We start from the raw sequence: 17,601 nt of genomic DNA, 5'->3' as shown, positions 1-17,601 counted from the left end.
ACTAAAAAATCATGTATCCTGACCTAATCGAGTTGAATTAGGTCAGGCGCCAAGACGGTATTAGCATCCTTGGCACTCATGTCTTTACCACCACTGGTCGCGGGCTTGCCGCGCAGACCGTCAGGCAAAGGCTGATCAGCCCACTTACGAACAGCCGGGCTCTTACGCTTGAGGTCTTCAAAGTCTTTCCTCGCCTGTCGAGCCTTGTCTTCGCTGGCCTTGAGGCGCTGCTGTAGATCGGCCAGGTAGTTGGCATTACGCTTCGCCTCAGCCTGGAGCGTGGTGATTGTCTTCTGGCTTTCGGTATTGGCGTCGGTTGCATCCTTGGCGGACTTCGTTTGCAGCGTTACCTGCCCTTCCAGCGCGATGACGCGATACTGCTGGATACTAACGAGCAGCAGGGCAACAAGGCCGATGATGATTGCAGCGGCAATAGTCTTCATACGGAATCCACCTTGCGGCCAATGAATCGGGTCACCAACTCGCGTATGGCCGTAACGCCGAGAAAGCCGATGGTTCCACCAGCGGCAACAGACAGACTGGGCGGCCATGTCATCCACTCTATCAAGCTTGAAGCAACCAAGCTGAGGGCACCGCAGATCAACGCTTCAAAGAAGATCCGGCGTTTGCTGGTTTCTTTGGCGTCATAGAGGATGCGAAGTAGAGAGACGACGATGGCCATAATCATGCCCTGCCACAGTGGGTTTGAAATGGCCGCCACGATCCTGGCCCACGTATCTGGTTTGTCAGGCATGGTGCGCATCCGGTCTCAACCCTTTCGGGATCTACAAAACAAAAAACTCCAGCAATCGCTGGGCTAACGATGAAAGTTATGCCGTGAATAAACTCACCAAAAGGCCATTACCTCGTTGCACTACGGGCCTTAGCGATCGCTCGATTAAACATTTCATCAAACAAAGGATGCATATCATAAATACCGACGTCGAAAGATGTTTCATCGTCGAGAAAAACTGTAACACCCGTTTCTGATCGCTCCATATGGAGCTGAAACAAGAGGATGCCCTGCTCAAGACCAGTAGAGTCTGGGTCGAAGTTTAGACGAATGACAAATTGGATTTGTGAACTGGATACTCGAGGAAAAGCCGTGCGCGTAACACTTTTAAATCTGCCTTGCTCATCGAGCACACCAATCGCAATAGCGGGCTGATTCTGCTCATCGATTAGATTGGAATTGGTTTCGGACAAACCAAGGTACTTCGCAAACTCTTTGCGCAATGTCAAAGCGGTACCACGTAAGCTTTTAAGATCCTGGTCATCATCTTCCGAGGACTTTCGATATGCGTTGGCGATTTGTAAAAAAATTTCGTCATCGTCTTGCTCCGCGATTTGAGCAATCACAATGCCACACATGGGCACCACATCCAACAAAAAGCCCAGCGTTTGGCCGGACTAAATTATGAGTGGTGCCGCGCTGGTACAGCTGAACACCGTGCAATGAAAACAGGTGTTTATCAGGCCTGAAAGAACTTTCTACGCAGCTGCGCAAAAATCTCCCAAAGCACCGTCAACCCATGCCACCCCTTGGCGGATTATTTCGCGCGCGGACCGCTCCGACATCTTGTGAGACTCAGCGATTCGGACCATCGTCCACTTGAAGCCGAAGTACCACCAGATGAAATCGCCCATCTGCTGGTTGCGCGCGATCAGCCTTGCGATAGCTGCATCAACAAGCATTGCCGTGTCGTCGGTGATGACATAACTCGTTGCAGTTGGCTCTGGTGCGCACTGGTTCATCAACGCTGCCAGCGGAGAGACATAGCGCGGTACGCCCATGCCAGACATACGCCAGGAGCCCCAGTTTTCCAGCAGGTATTCGGTATCGCCCAACGGCTTGTCGACATATGTACGTTTTTTCACGGTCAATCCCCTGTGTAATTCGATCCACCGGCACCGCGGCGGTTGTTCTGGTTATAAATGGCGGCAGGTCCAGTCATCTGATCCTGGCGCTTCAACTGTTCGATCTGTCGGTCAGCGGCCTGCAGGCGCATGCTCAACTGCGTCACCAGCTCTTCCAAGGGCAGCGCATCGCCTGTCTCGGCGGCGACCCAACCCGAAGCGTTGCAGTGCACGCATGCCATTTCGTGGAAAACGCCCTTGATCACAGCACGGCCTCGGCAGGCCGGGCACTGAGCCAAGTCAAGTTGGGCTGCGCGGAAAGATGGCCCGTGACTCATCTTCACTGATCAGCCTCCGGCGCTATAGCCCTCAATGCCACCCAAAGGTTTTCGCCGTGGACTGGATTGCCGTGCTTGTCCATAACGCCAATCCGCAAGGGGGCCGAATAACGGCGGCCGCTGCATTCATAAATCGGGCTACTGTCGGCGGCGCTCTCACCCTCAACCAGCGTGGCGACCTGGCCTGTAAACAACACGTTTGCGATTAATTCGGCCATTTTTAAACCTCGCCTTTTATGGATTCGTGATCGCGCTGGAAGCCGCGCCGGTATTGGCCTCGGCGGCATTCTGCGAATTTTCGTTTCTAGTCAGGGTCGAGCGGTGAATGCGGTTAAAGCCTTTCCCGTCTAACCATTCGTGCCACTTGTTCAGCGCGTCACGCTTGAGCAGTTCGGCTGAGGTGTGGATATAGGTCTGCACGTTGCGGGTCAGCGTGTGGTTCACCAACATCTCGCCGATCAGGAAGTCGACGCCCAGATCAGTCCAGCCGGTCCGGGCCACTTTGCGAAGGTCGTGGCTCGTCCACTCACCCTTGCCCAGGCGAGCGAACACGGCACATGCCTGGCTGTCGCTAATCGGCCCACGGTTGCGAGCCGGGAACATGTAGGCACCCTTGTAGCCCTTCGACGACTGCCAGCCCCGATACCGCTCCAGCAGCGCGCAGGCTTGATGGGTCAGCGGTAGCCGGTGCTCACAGCGGGTCTTGGTGTTCTCGGCAGGAATGAACCATTCGCCCTGCTCACCCACCGTCAGGTGCGACCATCGGGCCTGCCTTGTCTCGCCAGCACGCGTGCCGTGACACAGCATCATCAAGGCCAGCATGCAGTCCTGCGGGTGCTGGTCGAATCCAGCAGCAAGGTCACCAAGCACCTCCTCCAGCTGAACGGCCCGCAGCCGCGATGGTTTCGGCAGGATGCGGGCCTTGGTGAAGTCGGTGAATTTGAAACCGGCGACTGGGTTCTGGGCGATCAGGCGCAGCTTTTCGGCCTGTCGGAACGCGACCACCAGCACGCCCCACATCAACCGGACGTAGGAGAGCGACATTTCGGCCTGCATGGGCCACATGACCAGCTTGTCCAAGGTGGAACGGTCCACATCGGCAATGAGCAGGTCGGACAGGCGCGGCTGGAGGTGGCAGGTGATAATCGAAGTGTTCGTGGCACGGCGCTTTGCCGAAAGGCTGCGTTCGGTGGACTGGCGAACCATGAACCATTCCAGCAACTGGCCAACGGTCTGCAGTGTGCCGGCTGCGGCAGAAGCCTTGGGGTCAGTCGCGAGGCGTTCCCGAATCTTCGGCAGTGCGTTGATCAGACCTTTCACAGGTAGCTCTGGGAAACCGGCGATCTTCTCCCACTTCTTGCCCACCACCAAGTGCCAGGTGCCACGCTCACGATTCTGATGAAACCGGAAGTAGACGCCCGGATAACGAGCATCGCGCAGGTCGCGCACATCTGAATTCGCTGCCTGCCGGCGGATTTCCGCATCCGAGAACGAAGTAAGCAGGGTCTGGCTCATGCGGCCAAGCGGCTGTCGGTCGCTATGTTCAAGCTCGGAGTGAATCGCCAGACAGCGATGATCGCCGAGGCCATGCGCCGTCAGATCATTTCCCCGCTTTGCCTGTTGTTCATGTCGGTGATCGTTCTGCACGCAGTATTCGACAACGAGGCAATGAGGCGAGACCGGCGCGCCCCGGACGCGCCCCGTAGAGGTGCTTACGAAACGAAGATCACCCGCAAGGGTTCCGAGAAAATCCGGCCGGTAGCAGCTATCTGCTAATCACTGCCGCAGAAAAAAGTACATCTAGGTTTAAGCACTAACTGACTACTCGCCCACCAACTCCCAAGCAACGTAATGCGCGTTTGAATGGAACGACCATCTGATCCAATTTGCACCGCAACACCTGCATGTCTGCGGAAGGCCGTTACGCCCCTCATGTCGCAATGTCATGCCAGACCGCTCCATGCGGTCCATATCAGATGTGTGCACCTCTGAAGAGTTTGCAGCCAAAAGCAGCTTACACGGTTCGCAGAGCATACGTTCTTGTCCAGTACAGATATGAAGTGATGAACCAAGGATACATCCACCGAAAGCTTGAGCCCATACCTGGAATCTACAGCCGAGCCCGGGCATTTGACTTCGCCTCTACCTTCAAAACCACAACGACCGCATCGGCAGGTGCCAGGCCAGTCTCACGGCTGGGTTCGATCACCCGCGCCTGTCATCTGACCAATGCGGTCAAGGAGCCTCATATGCATCAGACAATCAGCCAGCGTCGTGCAATCCTCGAAGGCCTGCGCCAACGCTGTACCCTTTCCACTGCCGAGTTTTACGACAAGGTCGGCCGCAAGAACCCGGCAGCTCTACCGCGCTTCACGGTCGTGCCGAACGGCAATAACGAGTTCGGCATCGTCGAGCGCTCGACAGGTAATGTATGCGGCGTGCATCGCGGCCACAGCGTCGCTTGCAAGGCCGCTGATCAACTGGAAGCCCAGCCTGTACGTCAGCGGTCGTTCGCCACTCACATGCTGCGCTGGACTGCTGCCATCGCCACCGGCATCGCGTTGTTCGCCCTGTACGGTGCCAGCTAATGATCAGTCCAGAGCTGAGCACGATTCAGCAAAAAGCGCCGGAAGCCGAAGAGCTGGCAGCGCAAGTCGCGGAGTTTCTGGCGAACGGCGGCGTGATCGAAACCAAAAAGGGCTTTCCGCTGAAGCCCGCGGCAAAAAAATACGGCCGGATGAGCCCGCCGGTCGCACGACCGCCAGCACCTCGTCGGCGGACTAAAGAAGCAATGCAGGCCGCAGCGCCCCAAGACGTAATTCAAGACCGCTGCAACGCCCGCGCCGAGCAGGTCGAAGTCGTCCGCAAGCTTGCCGAGACGATGACGATCACCGATGTCATGCGCGAAACCAGCCTGAGCATCTACAGGCTTCGGAAGATGGCTCGCGTGCATGGCTTCGAATTCAAGGCGTTCAGCCCGGCTTCGAACCTCATTCCTTATCAACACGATCCGGTGGCTGACGCATTGAACGTGGTCCGGATCAAAGCCGCACGCGATCGCGGCATATCGCAGAAGGCCGCCGTCGCTGAACTCGGAATGAGCAACACGATGATCAATCGGCTGATTCGTGAATTCGACATCGACTACCCGCTGCAAGGGCCAAGCGCGCAATGAAGCGTCCGCCGAAGACCCAGGCGCAGCACTCCAAAGACTACCGGGATCGAAAGAAGGCTGAGGCGGAAAGGCTCGGGATTGAGAAGGTAACCATCAGCTTGGCGTCCGGCGTGAAGGCCGGCATGTCAGCGGCGATGAAGCGCAACGGAATCAACAGCCCGCAGGAAGCTTGGCAGAACCTGGGGCTGTACTTCATGCACGCCAGCGCTGCCGAGCAGGACCGAATGCTTGGAACTGACGCGTCAGATAAACAGAAATCAACGAAATCGTCATAGCCATCGCCGGACACGGAGGTCATCAATCAGCGTAAGCGTGAGGCAATGTATTCAAGGTACTTCACCGCCTCAGACTTCTGGTCTGGCCCGAGAGGACCGTCACGTCCTAACAGCGTACTTTGGGCCTTTTTTATCAGATAATCTTTTGGCGCCCCTGAAGTGCTGTTCAAAACAGCGATCAATAAGTGTTCCAGTGCATCCGTTTGCGCCTGATTGCTCATTTCTAAAGCTCCACGACCCGGCCCTATGCCGGTCATCATCTATAGCTCACCCCCAACCTATTTGCCACCACCGGACACGGAGGGCGGCTCCTGACTGGAGATAATCCATGGTCCACAACTGCGCATACGTCCGGCAGCACTATCAGGTGCCCGCCGAGGTAGGTCGTCGTGTCATCGCCTACGGCAAGCCCGGCATCATCCTGGCTGATCGCGGCCACTACATCGGCGTGGTGCTGGATGAAGATCCGAAGAAGCGGATCAGAAACTACCACCCTACGCACGAGGTTCAGTACGGCGAAATGGCAGAGAAGCTGCCTCTCAAGGAATACCAGGTCATCACGGCCAAAAACTTCGACTGGTTCGATGTTGTGCACGATATCGGAGACGCTCGGCACTACGTTGAGCGTGTCTGGGCAGCAACGCCTAGTCAGGCCAAGTACCAAGCCTTCAAGCGCTTGGAAGACTGCTTCGACAGCGGCAAAGCAATGTGCTTTTTCAAGGTCCGACTCGCCTAACCCACCCTCACCTATTGGGCTGAACGCCTCGGCAGGCGGGCGGCTGTCCTTAACCAATTAAACGACTCACGCCACCCCGGCGAGGATGAACTATGTCCGAAAATACCATTGACCCTAAAAAGCTCGAGCGGGCTATCCGCAAGATCAAGCATTGCCTAGCGCTTTCGCAAAGCTCGAACGAGAACGAAGCAGCGACGGCGATGCGCCAGGCGCAGGCGTTGATGCGTAAATACCACCTCAGCGAAACGGACGTAAAGGTCAGCGACGTTGGTGAGGCTGAATCCTCGATGTCGCGAGCCACGCGCCGCCCGTTATGGGATCAACAACTGAGTTCCGTGGTGGCCAAGGTTTTCAACGTCAAGACCCTGCGTTATACCCACTGGTGCGAGACCAAAAAGAACCGCGTCGAGCGTGCGAAGTTTGTGGGGGTGAGCCCTGCCCAGCACATCGCCCTGTATGCGTACGAAACTCTTCTTGCGAAGCTGACGCAGGCTCGGAACGCGTACGTTTCCGGGGTACGTGCCGGCAAGCTCCGGAGCAACTATTCCGCCCCCACTGCCGGTGATCACTTCGCCATAGCCTGGGTGTTCGCGGTTGAGAGCAAGTTGCAAGAGCTTGTGCCGCGTGGTGAAGACCCGACAATGCCAGGACACCAAAGCGCAGGACAGGGGCTGGTAGCAGTAGAAGCCCAGCACCAAGCGCTGATCGATAGCTACCTCGCAGATAAGCAGATCGGCAAGGCCAGGAAGGTCAGAGAGGCAGAGCTCGACCTCAACGCCCAGATCGCCGGAATGCTGGCCGGCGCAAAGATCGACCTGCATGCAAGACTAGCCAATGGTGCCGAGCATGCACAAGCCATATGCTCATAGCAGAAGTGATTGGAGGTCGCTTTGATCAGCATACAGTGAGTTGCGACATTTCTTCATAGGTCTAGGCATCAGCCCTGTGGAGCGTGAATATGGCTGCTCCACGCCTCAAAGGCGCTAATCTGGAGTTTTGCGGCATCATCCCATTGCGCTCCGCAAACCTCTTTAGCAACAACCAGCATCATCATTTTGGCGGTAGTTGCGTCAACTTGGAGGAGAAGTTCGTGACACCTAAATCGGTACTCATCAGAATCGCGCATGAAATCTACCCAGCGACGCGCGTGACCAGGAGCTCCGGACTTCTCGTTCGCGTCTGGCTAACAGACTGCTCTTATGCTGAATAATTCCGCCAACGATCCGATTTCAGTCTAGGAAGACGCTATTTTTTGAGTGACAAATTGATTTTTCCGACAGACAAAGGCTCAGCGGGGCGTGACTCGAGCCAGACCTTAGCCTTTTCCATCCCCCAAGCAGAGGCCTGAGTCATCGTCTGGCCCAAGCAAGTGTCAAAGGACTCCTCGAACAACATTGCTCCATTTGGGCTGTAAATCCCGATAAAGAGCTGTATTGAACCCGCGCTCGACATCCTAACTTGGACGTTTGCCGTGCCTCGATCCTGCAAGCACAGCTCGCTGGATCGGGAATGAAGGAGCGGGTCTGCCCATTCCCAGAACACTTGGCCTCTTACTCTCATAGCGCCCCCCCAAGCATTCAAGCGGGCGATTATGCATCCTTTGGGAACTAATACATACCCCATTCACAAAATTCAAAAGGAACGGCCGTCATAACTCAAAAAATCCGCTCAAGCGTTACAGCATATGTAATGTGCCAGGCAGTCTGGACAACCCACTGCTAACACTCATCCCCATCAATTCAATGTTAGCCGCGTGTGCAGCAAGGCCGAAGTCATGCCCGAGAAAAGGTTAATAGACTCCGTCAAAGTCATTCGTGATGTTTGGACGCTTTCACTATAAAACCGCAAAGTATTAGTTTGCGGTTACTGTATCAGTCGGATGCTTTAGCCGCGTGGGCAAGGAAGGCCAGTGTCATCACACGCAGTATTGATTTTCAAACCTGATTTTAAACGTAAAGCTACTTGCACAGGCACAGCTTTGGAGTCGCCGATATTGCTATTATCCGAAGCCTGTACTGGAGCATATTTTTCAGTCGCAGCAGGAGCGGTTTGTGTGCGGGCGTGTGCAAAGGCCATGCCTTGCGAGCCCAGCACCGTGAAAGTAGTCAGTACAAGCCCTTTCAGAACAGCTTTCTTTGTAATACTCATGATATTTCCTCTAATAACCAATGGTTCGACAGTATTTGTGCAACGACTTATATGTGGCATAACAGACCAGCTGCTATGGATACAATGTACAGACTTTGTGACAATAGATGTATCACACCAGAGGTGAATAAAGTTTCATTTGTAAGGATGCTATTGAATTAGCCCGCCCCTCTACGCTCTCACCCCCGAATCGCCCAAATCAAACCATATCAATTAACTCAATGTCAGCCGCGTGTGCGGCAAGGACGAAGTCATGTCTGAAATAAAGGAACGGCCGATCCTGTTCAGTGCGCCGATGGTGCGCGCCATCATGTCAGGCCAGAAGACAGTCACGCGGCGGGCGCTCAAGGTGCAACCGCACATTGATGCGAGCGGTAATTTCTGCGTAGGTGGGGCCAACTATGGGCAAGACATTTACGGCAAACCGGTGACAAAAGACTTTGTCAGTAGTAACTGCCCGCACGGAAAAACCGGTGACCGACTATGGGTGCGAGAGGCTTGGCAGGCTGACGCGCAGGTGGATGCGATCGCGCCGCGAGAGCTGAGCCACGGCGAGCCGATCCAGTACCCGGCAGATGGTTCCTCAAGGCAAACCGGATGCTCGATGATCACGCCGGGGAAAACTCGGCCATCCATCCACATGCCGCGCTGGGCAAGCCGCATCCTGCTGGAGATAACTGACGTACGCGTTGAGCGCCTGCAAGCCATTTCCCGCAGCGACATCCGGGCGGAAGGATTGGAATGCCCTCCAGAACTGGCGAGTGACGACGTATCGCCCAATTATCGCGACTGGTATCCCGCTGCATGGCAGGAGCTGTGGGAATCAATCAACGGTGCCGACTCGTGGCATAGCAACCCATGGGTCTGGGTTGTCGAATTCAAGCCGGTGACACCATGACAGGCTGCCAAGCACTAGAACAAGCCGGCGTCAACGACGTCAGCCTATGCTAAGCAACCGCGCTGGCGGTTTCTCATCAGCTTTCCGGTAGAGATATTGACGCCATTCCATAAAGGCGCTCTGCTGACGCGAGCATGCATCCCTCCACTGCTCACCACCGACCTGCCCCACATGCAGGGCCATCATTATTTCAGTGGCCTTGTCTAGCTCGCCCACTAAATCATGTGCGTTGGTTGTATCGAAATAATTGGTGTTCATAAAGATCCATTTTAATTATTGGCTATCAATCGACTAGCCGTCTCCTTGATCGTGCTCGGGCCCTGACGAGCGGTAGAAATACAAAACCCAGCTCGAAACGTTAAGCACGTCCACTCTCCCACCAAAACATTTACAGCCTGCCGGTAATCGGCGGGCGGAGACCTGTCATGTCCGAAAGAATCCCCTGCGTCGAGTACGACGCCGCAGCCATTAGTTGCAATAGCGGTTTCCTGGTTCTGCACTCTATCTGCCATGGCGGTCCTGACGGCTGCCATTTCTGCGGCGCGCCAGGAAGCATGCCCATGTGTCTGCGTGAAGACCTTCCGCCTCACCTGATGCGGGACGACGGTACGCCGCTCGGCTGGCCTGACAAATCAAACCGCCCTACATAATCGTAAAGATCAGCTCTCCCCTGTCAGTCATCGCCATGCCGTACTTGAGCCTGCCCAGGTACTGCTCGTGCATTGAGTAGACCTGGTCATTGATGATTCTGAAAATGAGGGTCCTGCTCGACCATATGTTGCCGTCAGCGCCGCGCTGACCCAGCTTGGCGTTATACGGCCCGTAAACCTCGTTCGTGGCTGTGATGCATTCCATGACCTCTCCTTGGTGCCGTCCCAGCTCCTGCTGGCTGCATGGACCATAGCAGTGATCGATAGCGCCTGCCGGATATTCCCTTTCAATTGTCAGCCTGCCGGTGATCGGCGGGCGAGGTATTTCTATGGCTAGTCCAAAGCATCACACGCGTGAAGCAATCATCAACGCCCTGCCTGACATTGCTGTGCAGCTCCCACTCGACTGCGAGCTGGTTGTGGTAGCTGTCCGTCCAGGCAGCCACGACTTCGACCTGGTCCTGCCTTCTCCGGAAGCGAACCTGAACAACGCTCTTGATGCTCTCCGGCGAAACGGCCTGAGCATTGACGGAGACAACGCGTACAAACGCGATCTTCTGGATGCGGCAGTGGGCGCGATGGGGTTTGGCTTTCAAGGCACGAATCCACCGCCTTCCGGTCACTGGGGCCAGCGCTTCTATGACATTGGCCGCGCAGAGGTTGAGCTGCGTGAAGAGCTGGTCGCTGCACTCAAGCTCACCCGCGAAAATCTCCGGACATGCCAGGCGACCATTCACCTTCGAGGCGGCTTCGATCCCGGCTACATCAACGATGCGCAGGCAGCCATCAAAGTGGCTGACGCAGTGCTGAGCAAGACCCCTCAATAACACCTTCCTCTACCCAGAGCCTGCCGGTGATCGGCGGGCGGAGACGTGCCCATGAAAGTAGAAATGAGCGGCGCCGGAATCACGATGGCTTTCGCCCACCCCAGCGCGATCAAGTGTCCCAAGTGCGATTACAAAGGGCATGGCCAGCTGACACCTCGATATCGAACTTACTGCCCGGTTTGTTTCGACGAGTTCATTCGCCAGAACGTACCTGAGGTGGTCCCCGACCCCGAAGGCAAGCCATTCGACCCAAACAGCCAGATCGCCTATCTATAACCCCCTTCCGCCGCCCAGCGCGGCCCGGAGCCTAGAAAATGAGAAAAGAACTGATCAAGATCAGTGAGTTTCAGCGTCGGCGCTGGGGCGAGAACGGTACGCCGCCATGCCCCCAAGCGATACGAAATCACATCCGTAACGGCCAACTGCCAGGTGAGCAAATCGGCAAGCTCTGGTATATCGACTGGACCGCCTACAACAAAGCAGCAGGTAATGACCTGATCGCGATGGTATTGAAAGGAGCTGCATGATGGTCCCCCGGCCGCGCAACAAATCAAACAAGGGCCTGCCCCAGAATCTGTACATGGACGACCGGCGCGGAACCTATCGGTATCGCAGGCCGACTGACGGCAAGTGGTTTCAGTTTGGGACCGACCGAATCAAAGCGGTCGACGCGGCCAAGCAACTGAATCTGGCATTCATGCAGGGGGCCGATCTGGTGGAAACGGTACTGGGCGTGACCTCTGAATCGTTTACAGGCTTCCTTGATCACTATGAAGCAACCGTACTGCCGCCGAGGGAGCTGGCGAAAGGAACGCTTCAGCTGTACGCGGTTCACTTTCGGAGATTCCGGAAAGCGTTCGAAGGCAAGGCCGTGGATCAGATCAGCATCCGCATGGTTGCCGTGATGCTCGACGACTTGACGCCGCGTACAGCGAATCAGTGCCGAGCCCTGCTCATCGACATATTCAACCACGCTGCAGCTAAAGGCTTGTGCCCGGATAATCCTGCGGCCAGCACCATCAACCGAATCGAAAAGAAACAGCGCAAGCGCCATACCGTCGAGGGCCTGAAACTGATTCGCGAAAAGTCGCCGGCCTGGCTACGGAACGCGATCGATCTGGCACTGATCACAGCGCAGCGCCGAACCGACATTTTGGACATGAAGTTTGAGGACGTGCGGGAAGGCTTTCTGTATGTCATCCAGCAGAAGACGGCCAAGGCCAGTGACGCAGCCTGGATTCGATTCCGAGTGACGCCAGAGTTGCAGGCGGTCATCAGTCGGTGCCGGGACAACGTGGCTTCGCCCTATCTCGTTCACCGGCGCCCGGAGCGCCTGAAGCAAAAGCAGGCCCAGACCAAGGACCACTGGACGAAGATCGAAGAGCGATATTTGACACGCGCGTTCAAGGCAGCGCGAGAGGATGCTGGGTGCTACGCGGATTGGAGTGACGACGAAATGCCGGGCTTTCATGAAGTGCGGGCGCTATCACTGCACCTATACAAGAAAGCCGGAAAGGACGGGCAAAAGATCGCAGGGCATGCGAGCGAGGATATGACGAAAAACTACCAGAAAGACCACGCCGAAATCGTCTGGTCAGAGGCAGTTCCCGACCTCGATATCAGCCAGTTTTCGAATTAGTTTTGCGCAAGTTTTGCGCGGGTTTTGCGCATGCCGGAAATTAAAAAGGGGACCAGCACCGTAAGTGACTGATCCCCTTAACAAAATATGGTCGGGACGGAGTGATTCGAACACTCGACCCCTAGCACCCCATGCTAGTGCGCTACCGGACTGCGCTACGCCCCGACTAGGCGTGTATCTGTTTTGCAACGTGCGAAAACGTTGAGGAATATACCCTAAGCATTTGAATTTTGGAAGTATCCTGACTGCTCAATTACGCCTTGAGCATGACGAGTACGTCTTCCAGCTCCGCAATCATCTCGCGAATCATCTGCTTGTACTGCTGGGTGTCATCCTTTGGTTCACCGGCGGTAAGACGAAGTCGGGCGCCACCGATGGTGAAGCCCTGATCGTATAGCAGGCCGCGGATCTGGCGGATCATCAGCACGTCCTGGCGCTGATAATACCGACGGTTTCCGCGTCGCTTGACGGGGTTGAGTTGAGGAAACTCCTGCTCCCAATAACGCAGAACGTGCGGTTTTACCGCGCAGAGCTCGCTGACCTCACCGATGGTGAAGTAGCGTTTGCCGGGGATCGGCGGCAGCTCGTCGTTATGACTTGGTTCCAGCATATGCCTCAACTCGGGCCTTCAGCTTCTGCCCTGGACGAAAGGTGACCACACGGCGCGCCGTAATCGGAATCTCTTCACCGGTCTTGGGATTTCTCCCAGGCCGCTGGCGCTTGTCTCGAAGGTCGAAGTTGCCGAAACCTGACAACTTCACCTGCTCGTTATCTTCCAGAGCGTGCCTGATTTCTTCAAAAAACAGTTCGACCAGTTCCTTGGCTTCCCGTTTATTCAGGCCCAGCTCTTCGTACAGACGTTCGGCCATCTCAGCTTTCGTCAGAGCCCCCATACGCTACTTCCTTAACGTGGCGTTTAACCTCTCCTCAAGCGAGGTGAGGATAGCAAGTGTCGTTGCGTTTACCTCATCGTCATTAAGAGTGCGTGATGGATGCTGCCAGGTCAAGCCGACTGCAAGGCTTTTTCTATGCGGATCAATGCCTTTACCCTGGTAAACATCAAATAACCTGAGGTCTGTGAGCCACTCGCCTGCATTTTCACGAATAACGTCCAGAACCGCACTGGCCGAAACATCTCGATCGGCCAGCAGCGCCAGGTCGCGGCGCACTTCGGGGAAGCGCGACAGCTCGTGGAATTTCGGCAGACGGCCGGTCGACACTTCCGCCAGAACCAGCTCGAAAACAAACACCGGACGATCCAGACCCAGGGTTTTCGACAGTTCCGGGTGAATGGCGCCCAGGAAACCGACCTCACGGCCATCACGCTCGATGCGCGCCGTCTGGCCTGGGTGCAAGGCAGGATGCTGACCCGGCGTGAAGGTGAACTCGCCCAGTGCACCGGCAAAGCCCAGAACCGCTTCAACGTCAGCCTTGACGTCGAAGAAATCGACTGCATCACGACCTTGCGCCCAGCCTTCCGGCAGGCGGCTGCCGCAGACAACGCCCGCCAGCATGGGCTCTTGCTTCAAGCCATCGAGCTGACCGACGAAGCGCAGGCCGCTTTCGAACATCCGCACGCGGTCCTGCTGGCGGTTGAGGTTGTGCTGCAGCGCCTTGACCAGACCCGGCCACAACGAGGCACGCATGGCCGCCATGTCATTGGAGATCGGGTTGGCCAGCAGCAAGGGCTTGGCGCCCGGCGAGAACAGCTCGAACCATTTCGGGTCGATGAAGCTGTAGGTGATCGCTTCCTGATAACCGCGGGCAACCAGCAGGCGGCGCAGCTCAGGCAGATCGCCCCTGGCTTCGGCCTTGGCCTGAGGAGCCAGACGGGCCTGTGGATAGCGGACCGGCAGACGGTTGTAGCCGTAAAGACGTGCCAGCTCTTCGATCAGGTCGACTTCAAGGCTGATGTCGAAACGATGACTTGGCACTTCGACACGCCATTGCCCATCGGCTTCGGCAGTCACAGCCAGACCGAGACCTTTCAGCAGGCGTTCGATTTCAGCGTTTTCGATCACCAGACCGAGCATCTGCTCGACGCGGCTGGCGCGCAGCGTAACCGGGGCGATCGACGGCAAATGCTGCTCGCTGACCACTTCGATCACGGGGCCGGCTTCGCCACCGGTGATTTCCAGCAGCAGGCCAGTGGCCCGCTCCATGGCTTCACGGGCCAGTTGCCAGTCCACACCACGCTCGTAGCGGTGCGAAGCGTCGGTATGCAAGCCATAGGAACGCGCCTTGCCGGCCACCGAAATGGTGTCGAAGAACGCGCTTTCCAGGAAAATATCGCGAGTACCGGCAGTCACACCGCTGTGCTCGCCACCCATGACACCGGCGATTGCCAGCGCGCGCTGGTGATCGGCAATGACCAGCGTGTCGGCACGCAGGCTGACTTCCTGGCCGTCGAGCAGAACGAGCTTCTCGCCCTCCTCGGCCATACGCACACGAATCCCGCCGTTGATTTCGGCCAGATCGAACGCATGCAGAGGCTGACCCAGTTCCAGCATCACGTAGTTGGTGATGTCGACAGCGGCATCGATGCTGCGCACGTCGGAACGACGCAGACGCTCGACCATCCACAGCGGGGTCGGACGCGACAGGTCGACGTTGCGGATCACACGGCCCAGGTAGCGCGGGCATGCAGCCGGCGCCAGCACTTCGACCGGGCGCACTTCATCGTGTACAGCGCTGACAGCAGCGACCTGCGGACGGGTGACCTCAGCGGCGTAAAGCGCACCGACTTCACGCGCCAGACCGGCCACCGACAGGCAGTCGCCACGGTTCGGGGTCAGGTCGACCTCGATGCTGGCATCGTCCAGGCTCAGATAGACACGAATGTCCTGACCGACTGGCGCATCGGCTGCCAGCTCCATCAAGCCATCATTGCCCTCGCCGGCCTGCAACTCGGCAGCCGAACACAACATGCCGTTGGACTCGACGCCGCGCAGCTTGGCTTTCTTGATCTTGAAGTCGCCCGGAAGCTCGGCGCCGATCATGGCGAATGGAATTTTCAGGCCCGGACGCACGTTTGGCGCGCCACAGACGACCTGAAAGGTTTCGCTGCCATTGCTGACCTGACACACACGCAACTTGTCGGCATCGGGGTGTTGCTCGGTGCTCAGCACCTCCCCCACTACCACGCCGCTGAAAACGCCGGCGGCCAGCGTCACGCTGTCAACCTCAAGACCGGCCATCGACAGACGAGCAACCAGCTCGTCGCGGGAAACCTGCGGGCTTACCCAGCCGCGCAGCCATTGTTCACTGAATTTCATCCTGCTCTCCTGATGGGTTCGTACGACTTAGCGAAATTGCGCGAGGAACCGCAAATCGTTGTCGAAGAACAGGCGCAAATCATTGACGCCGTAACGCAGCATGGCCAGACGCTCTACGCCCATGCCGAACGCAAAGCCCTGAAACTCTTCAGGATCGATGCCGGACATGCGCAGCACGTTCGGGTGGACCATGCCGCACCCCATGACTTCAAGCCAGCCGGTCTGTTTGCAGACGCGGCAGCCCTTGCCACTGCACATCACGCATTCCATATCCACTTCCGCCGAGGGCTCGGTGAACGGGAAATACGAAGGACGGAAGCGCACGGCCAGCTCTTTCTCGAAGAACACACGCAGGAATTCTTCGATGGTGCCTTTCAGATCGGCAAAATTGATGTCGCGATCGACCAGCAGGCCTTCGATCTGGTGGAACATCGGCGAGTGGGTGATATCCGAGTCGCTACGGTACACACGGCCTGGGCAGACGATGCGGATCGGCGGCTGCTGCGATTCCATGGTGCGTACCTGTACCGGCGAGGTGTGGGTGCGCAGCAGCATGTTCGCGTTGAAATAGAAGGTGTCGTGCATCGACCGGGCCGGGTGGTGGCCTGGGATGTTGAGCGCCTCGAAGTTGTGGTAATCGTCTTCCACTTCAGGGCCTTCGGCGATGCCGTAGCCGATGTGCGTGAAGAATTGTTCGATACGTTCCAGAGTACGGGTAATCGGGTGCAGACCACCTGAGGTCTGACCGCGGCCCGGCAGGGTCACATCAATGCATTCGGCCGCGAGCCTGGCAGTCAGTTCTGCCTGCTCAAACGATGCCTTGCGTGCATTGAGAACCTCTGTGACACGTTCCTTGGCAACGTTGATCAGCGCTCCGACTTGCGGACGCTCTTCAGCTGGCAGGTTCCCCAGGGTCTTCATCACCTGAGTCAACTCGCCTTTCTTGCCGAGGTAGTGAACCCGGATTTGCTCCAGGGCATTGATATCTTCGGCGCTTTGCACAGCCTCAAGAGCTTGAGAGACCAGCGCGTCCAGGTTTTCCATGTACAGACTCCAGATACAAAATAGGGGAAGAGCTGAAGGCTCTTCCCCTATTTATGACGTTTAACACCGACCCCGGAGAACCGGGGCAAGTGATTGTCGGGGACTTAGGCCAAGGTGGCTTTAGCTTTCTCGACAATCGCAGCAAACGCCGCTTTTTCGTTCACTGCCAGATCAGCCAGAACCTTACGGTCGATCTCGATGGACGCTTTTTTCAGGCCAGCAATGAAACGGCTGTAGGACAGACCGTTAACACGAGCACCAGCGTTGATACGAGCGATCCACAGAGCGCGGAACTGACGTTTTTTCTGACGACGGTCACGGTAGGCGTATTGGCCTGCCTTGATTACCGCTTGCTTGGCAACACGGAATACGCGTGAACGCGCGCCGTAGTAGCCTTTTGCAAGTTTCAGAATTTTTTTGTGACGCTTACGGGCAATGACGCCACGCTTTACACGAGCCATGAGTTACTTCCTCTATATCTTGATCAAAATTAACGAAGGCGCAGCATGCGCTCGACTTTTGCCACGTCAGACGGATGCAGCAAGCTGCTACCGCGCAATTGACGCTTACGCTTTGTCGACATTTTGGTCAGGATGTGGCTCTTGAAAGCGTGCTTGTGCTTGATGCCGTTGGCGGTTTTCAAAAACCGCTTAGCTGCACCACTTTTAGTCTTCATCTTTGGCATGTTCGGATACTCCGCATTCAGTTGATAAATATAACCGCAAGGCCTGCCGTGCCC

The 17,601-nt window shown here is 56.6% G+C and carries 28 protein-coding genes and 1 tRNA gene; 10 read left to right on the top strand and 19 right to left on the bottom strand.

Translation table 11 applies throughout. From position 1 onward, the window contains the following. Nucleotides 1-23: 23 nt before the first annotated feature. The 7 genes from GE543_RS14800 to GE543_RS14770 all read right to left on the bottom strand — a co-directional run bounded on the left by GE543_RS14800 (nucleotide 24) and on the right by GE543_RS14770 (nucleotide 3,710). On the bottom strand, nucleotides 24-443 hold the full coding sequence (locus GE543_RS14800; RefSeq protein ID WP_024639052.1) for a hypothetical protein: 420 nt from the start codon (nucleotides 441-443) through the stop codon (nucleotides 24-26). Beyond that, nucleotides 440-763, bottom strand: a complete 324-nt coding sequence (locus tag GE543_RS14795; protein ID WP_024639051.1) for a phage holin, lambda family — start codon at nucleotides 761-763, stop codon at nucleotides 440-442. The genes GE543_RS14800 and GE543_RS14795 overlap by 4 nt, the downstream gene beginning before the upstream one ends. A 98-nt stretch (nucleotides 764-861) precedes the next feature. Further along, nucleotides 862-1,371 (bottom strand): hypothetical protein, encoded by a 510-nt coding sequence (locus tag GE543_RS14790; RefSeq protein WP_024639050.1) that lies wholly within the window; start codon nucleotides 1,369-1,371, stop codon nucleotides 862-864. A gap of 120 nt (nucleotides 1,372-1,491) precedes the next feature. Continuing rightward, nucleotides 1,492-1,878: an antiterminator Q family protein gene (locus tag GE543_RS14785; protein WP_024639049.1), complete on the bottom strand. Its 387-nt coding sequence runs from the start codon at nucleotides 1,876-1,878 to the stop codon at nucleotides 1,492-1,494. 2 nt (nucleotides 1,879-1,880) lie between these two features. Further along, nucleotides 1,881-2,201 (bottom strand): hypothetical protein, encoded by a 321-nt coding sequence (locus GE543_RS14780; RefSeq protein WP_024639048.1) that lies wholly within the window; start codon nucleotides 2,199-2,201, stop codon nucleotides 1,881-1,883. Further along, nucleotides 2,198-2,413, bottom strand: coding sequence for a hypothetical protein (locus GE543_RS14775; protein ID WP_024639047.1), 216 nt, complete (start codon nucleotides 2,411-2,413; stop codon nucleotides 2,198-2,200). Before GE543_RS14775 ends, GE543_RS14780 begins: the two co-directional genes overlap by 4 nt. A 16-nt stretch (nucleotides 2,414-2,429) precedes the next feature. Then, a complete protein-coding gene (locus GE543_RS14770; protein WP_058822656.1) occupies nucleotides 2,430-3,710 on the bottom strand; it encodes a site-specific integrase in 1,281 nt (426 codons plus the stop codon). Between the two features lie 734 nt (nucleotides 3,711-4,444). Here GE543_RS14770 and GE543_RS14765 point away from each other — a divergent pair. From GE543_RS14765 to GE543_RS14755, 3 genes are read left to right on the top strand one after another with little or no spacing between them, the layout of a single operon-like run. Then, complete coding sequence (locus GE543_RS14765; RefSeq protein WP_024639031.1) at nucleotides 4,445-4,783, top strand: hypothetical protein; 339 nt, start codon at nucleotides 4,445-4,447, stop codon at nucleotides 4,781-4,783. Then, nucleotides 4,783-5,370 (top strand): hypothetical protein, encoded by a 588-nt coding sequence (locus GE543_RS14760; RefSeq protein WP_058822657.1) that lies wholly within the window; start codon nucleotides 4,783-4,785, stop codon nucleotides 5,368-5,370. Before GE543_RS14765 ends, GE543_RS14760 begins: the two co-directional genes overlap by 1 nt. Continuing rightward, nucleotides 5,367-5,645 (top strand): hypothetical protein, encoded by a 279-nt coding sequence (locus GE543_RS14755; RefSeq protein WP_024639029.1) that lies wholly within the window; start codon nucleotides 5,367-5,369, stop codon nucleotides 5,643-5,645. Before GE543_RS14760 ends, GE543_RS14755 begins: the two co-directional genes overlap by 4 nt. Before the next feature lie 26 nt (nucleotides 5,646-5,671). Here GE543_RS14755 and GE543_RS14750 read toward each other — a convergent pair whose 3' ends face one another. After that, nucleotides 5,672-5,866 carry a hypothetical protein gene (locus GE543_RS14750; protein WP_024639028.1) on the bottom strand — a complete coding sequence of 65 codons (195 nt, stop codon included), beginning with the start codon at nucleotides 5,864-5,866 and terminating at the stop codon, nucleotides 5,672-5,674. A 107-nt stretch (nucleotides 5,867-5,973) separates the two neighbouring features. Between GE543_RS14750 and GE543_RS14745 the strand changes: the two genes are divergently transcribed. Next, entirely contained in the window at nucleotides 5,974-6,381 is a 408-nt protein-coding gene (locus GE543_RS14745) for a hypothetical protein (protein ID WP_024639027.1), read from the top strand. A 92-nt stretch (nucleotides 6,382-6,473) separates the two neighbouring features. After that, the gene (locus GE543_RS14740) at nucleotides 6,474-7,250 is read left to right on the top strand and encodes a DUF2786 domain-containing protein (RefSeq protein ID WP_024641930.1); all 777 of its coding nucleotides are present in this window, start codon (nucleotides 6,474-6,476) and stop codon (nucleotides 7,248-7,250) included. A 68-nt stretch (nucleotides 7,251-7,318) separates the two neighbouring features. Here GE543_RS14740 and GE543_RS14735 read toward each other — a convergent pair whose 3' ends face one another. Together GE543_RS14735 and GE543_RS14730 are read right to left on the bottom strand one after the other, a co-directional pair. Continuing rightward, nucleotides 7,319-7,507 carry a hypothetical protein gene (locus tag GE543_RS14735; RefSeq protein WP_024639025.1) on the bottom strand — a complete coding sequence of 63 codons (189 nt, stop codon included), beginning with the start codon at nucleotides 7,505-7,507 and terminating at the stop codon, nucleotides 7,319-7,321. A 758-nt stretch (nucleotides 7,508-8,265) separates the two neighbouring features. Continuing rightward, nucleotides 8,266-8,505, bottom strand: coding sequence for a hypothetical protein (locus GE543_RS14730; RefSeq protein ID WP_080267047.1), 240 nt, complete (start codon nucleotides 8,503-8,505; stop codon nucleotides 8,266-8,268). Between the two features lie 277 nt (nucleotides 8,506-8,782). Between GE543_RS14730 and GE543_RS14725 the strand changes: the two genes are divergently transcribed. Then, nucleotides 8,783-9,427 carry a hypothetical protein gene (locus GE543_RS14725; RefSeq protein WP_024641929.1) on the top strand — a complete coding sequence of 215 codons (645 nt, stop codon included), beginning with the start codon at nucleotides 8,783-8,785 and terminating at the stop codon, nucleotides 9,425-9,427. Nucleotides 9,428-9,466: 39 nt separating this feature from the next. Here GE543_RS14725 and GE543_RS14720 read toward each other — a convergent pair whose 3' ends face one another. Continuing rightward, a complete protein-coding gene (locus tag GE543_RS14720; protein ID WP_024641928.1) occupies nucleotides 9,467-9,685 on the bottom strand; it encodes a hypothetical protein in 219 nt (72 codons plus the stop codon). A gap of 384 nt (nucleotides 9,686-10,069) precedes the next feature. Further along, entirely contained in the window at nucleotides 10,070-10,282 is a 213-nt protein-coding gene (locus tag GE543_RS14715; protein ID WP_058823047.1) for a hypothetical protein, read from the bottom strand. A 124-nt stretch (nucleotides 10,283-10,406) separates the two neighbouring features. On the opposite strand from GE543_RS14715, the gene GE543_RS14710 reads away from it, so the two are divergent. From GE543_RS14710 to GE543_RS14695, 4 genes are all read left to right on the top strand, one after another. Next, complete coding sequence (locus GE543_RS14710) at nucleotides 10,407-10,904, top strand: hypothetical protein (RefSeq protein ID WP_060400720.1); 498 nt, start codon at nucleotides 10,407-10,409, stop codon at nucleotides 10,902-10,904. 84 nt (nucleotides 10,905-10,988) lie between these two features. Beyond that, a complete protein-coding gene (locus GE543_RS14705; protein ID WP_024641927.1) occupies nucleotides 10,989-11,180 on the top strand; it encodes a hypothetical protein in 192 nt (63 codons plus the stop codon). A gap of 38 nt (nucleotides 11,181-11,218) precedes the next feature. After that, nucleotides 11,219-11,431: a hypothetical protein gene (locus tag GE543_RS14700; protein WP_024641926.1), complete on the top strand. Its 213-nt coding sequence runs from the start codon at nucleotides 11,219-11,221 to the stop codon at nucleotides 11,429-11,431. Beyond that, nucleotides 11,431-12,543 carry a tyrosine-type recombinase/integrase gene (locus GE543_RS14695; RefSeq protein WP_024641925.1) on the top strand — a complete coding sequence of 371 codons (1,113 nt, stop codon included), beginning with the start codon at nucleotides 11,431-11,433 and terminating at the stop codon, nucleotides 12,541-12,543. Before GE543_RS14700 ends, GE543_RS14695 begins: the two co-directional genes overlap by 1 nt. Nucleotides 12,544-12,631: 88 nt before the next feature. Here GE543_RS14695 and GE543_RS14690 read toward each other — a convergent pair. The 7 genes from GE543_RS14690 to rpmI all read right to left on the bottom strand — a co-directional run bounded on the left by GE543_RS14690 (nucleotide 12,632) and on the right by rpmI (nucleotide 17,547). Next, nucleotides 12,632-12,708: transfer RNA gene (locus GE543_RS14690), tRNA-Pro, on the bottom strand. A gap of 88 nt (nucleotides 12,709-12,796) precedes the next feature. Continuing rightward, nucleotides 12,797-13,153, bottom strand: a complete 357-nt coding sequence (locus tag GE543_RS14685) for a MerR family transcriptional regulator (RefSeq protein WP_004408375.1) — start codon at nucleotides 13,151-13,153, stop codon at nucleotides 12,797-12,799. Further along, complete coding sequence (gene ihfA / locus GE543_RS14680) at nucleotides 13,134-13,436, bottom strand: integration host factor subunit alpha (RefSeq protein ID WP_002553164.1); 303 nt, start codon at nucleotides 13,434-13,436, stop codon at nucleotides 13,134-13,136. The genes GE543_RS14685 and ihfA overlap by 20 nt, the downstream gene beginning before the upstream one ends. 3 nt (nucleotides 13,437-13,439) lie before the next feature. Further along, complete coding sequence (pheT, locus tag GE543_RS14675; RefSeq protein ID WP_060400722.1) at nucleotides 13,440-15,818, bottom strand: phenylalanine--tRNA ligase subunit beta; 2,379 nt, start codon at nucleotides 15,816-15,818, stop codon at nucleotides 13,440-13,442. A gap of 27 nt (nucleotides 15,819-15,845) precedes the next feature. Next, nucleotides 15,846-16,862: a phenylalanine--tRNA ligase subunit alpha gene (gene pheS / locus GE543_RS14670; protein WP_003367019.1), complete on the bottom strand. Its 1,017-nt coding sequence runs from the start codon at nucleotides 16,860-16,862 to the stop codon at nucleotides 15,846-15,848. Between the two features lie 104 nt (nucleotides 16,863-16,966). Then, on the bottom strand, nucleotides 16,967-17,323 hold the full coding sequence (rplT, locus tag GE543_RS14665) for a 50S ribosomal protein L20 (RefSeq protein ID WP_002553161.1): 357 nt from the start codon (nucleotides 17,321-17,323) through the stop codon (nucleotides 16,967-16,969). 29 nt (nucleotides 17,324-17,352) lie between these two features. After that, nucleotides 17,353-17,547 carry a 50S ribosomal protein L35 gene (gene rpmI / locus GE543_RS14660; RefSeq protein ID WP_002553160.1) on the bottom strand — a complete coding sequence of 65 codons (195 nt, stop codon included), beginning with the start codon at nucleotides 17,545-17,547 and terminating at the stop codon, nucleotides 17,353-17,355. Between the last annotated feature and the right edge of the window lie 54 nt (nucleotides 17,548-17,601).

The sequence above is a fragment of the Pseudomonas sp. SZ57 genome (assembly GCF_009495975.1).
Classification (GTDB): Bacteria; Pseudomonadota; Gammaproteobacteria; order Pseudomonadales; family Pseudomonadaceae; genus Aquipseudomonas; species Aquipseudomonas syringae.
This window is presented reverse-complemented; position numbering and strand designations above follow the sequence as displayed.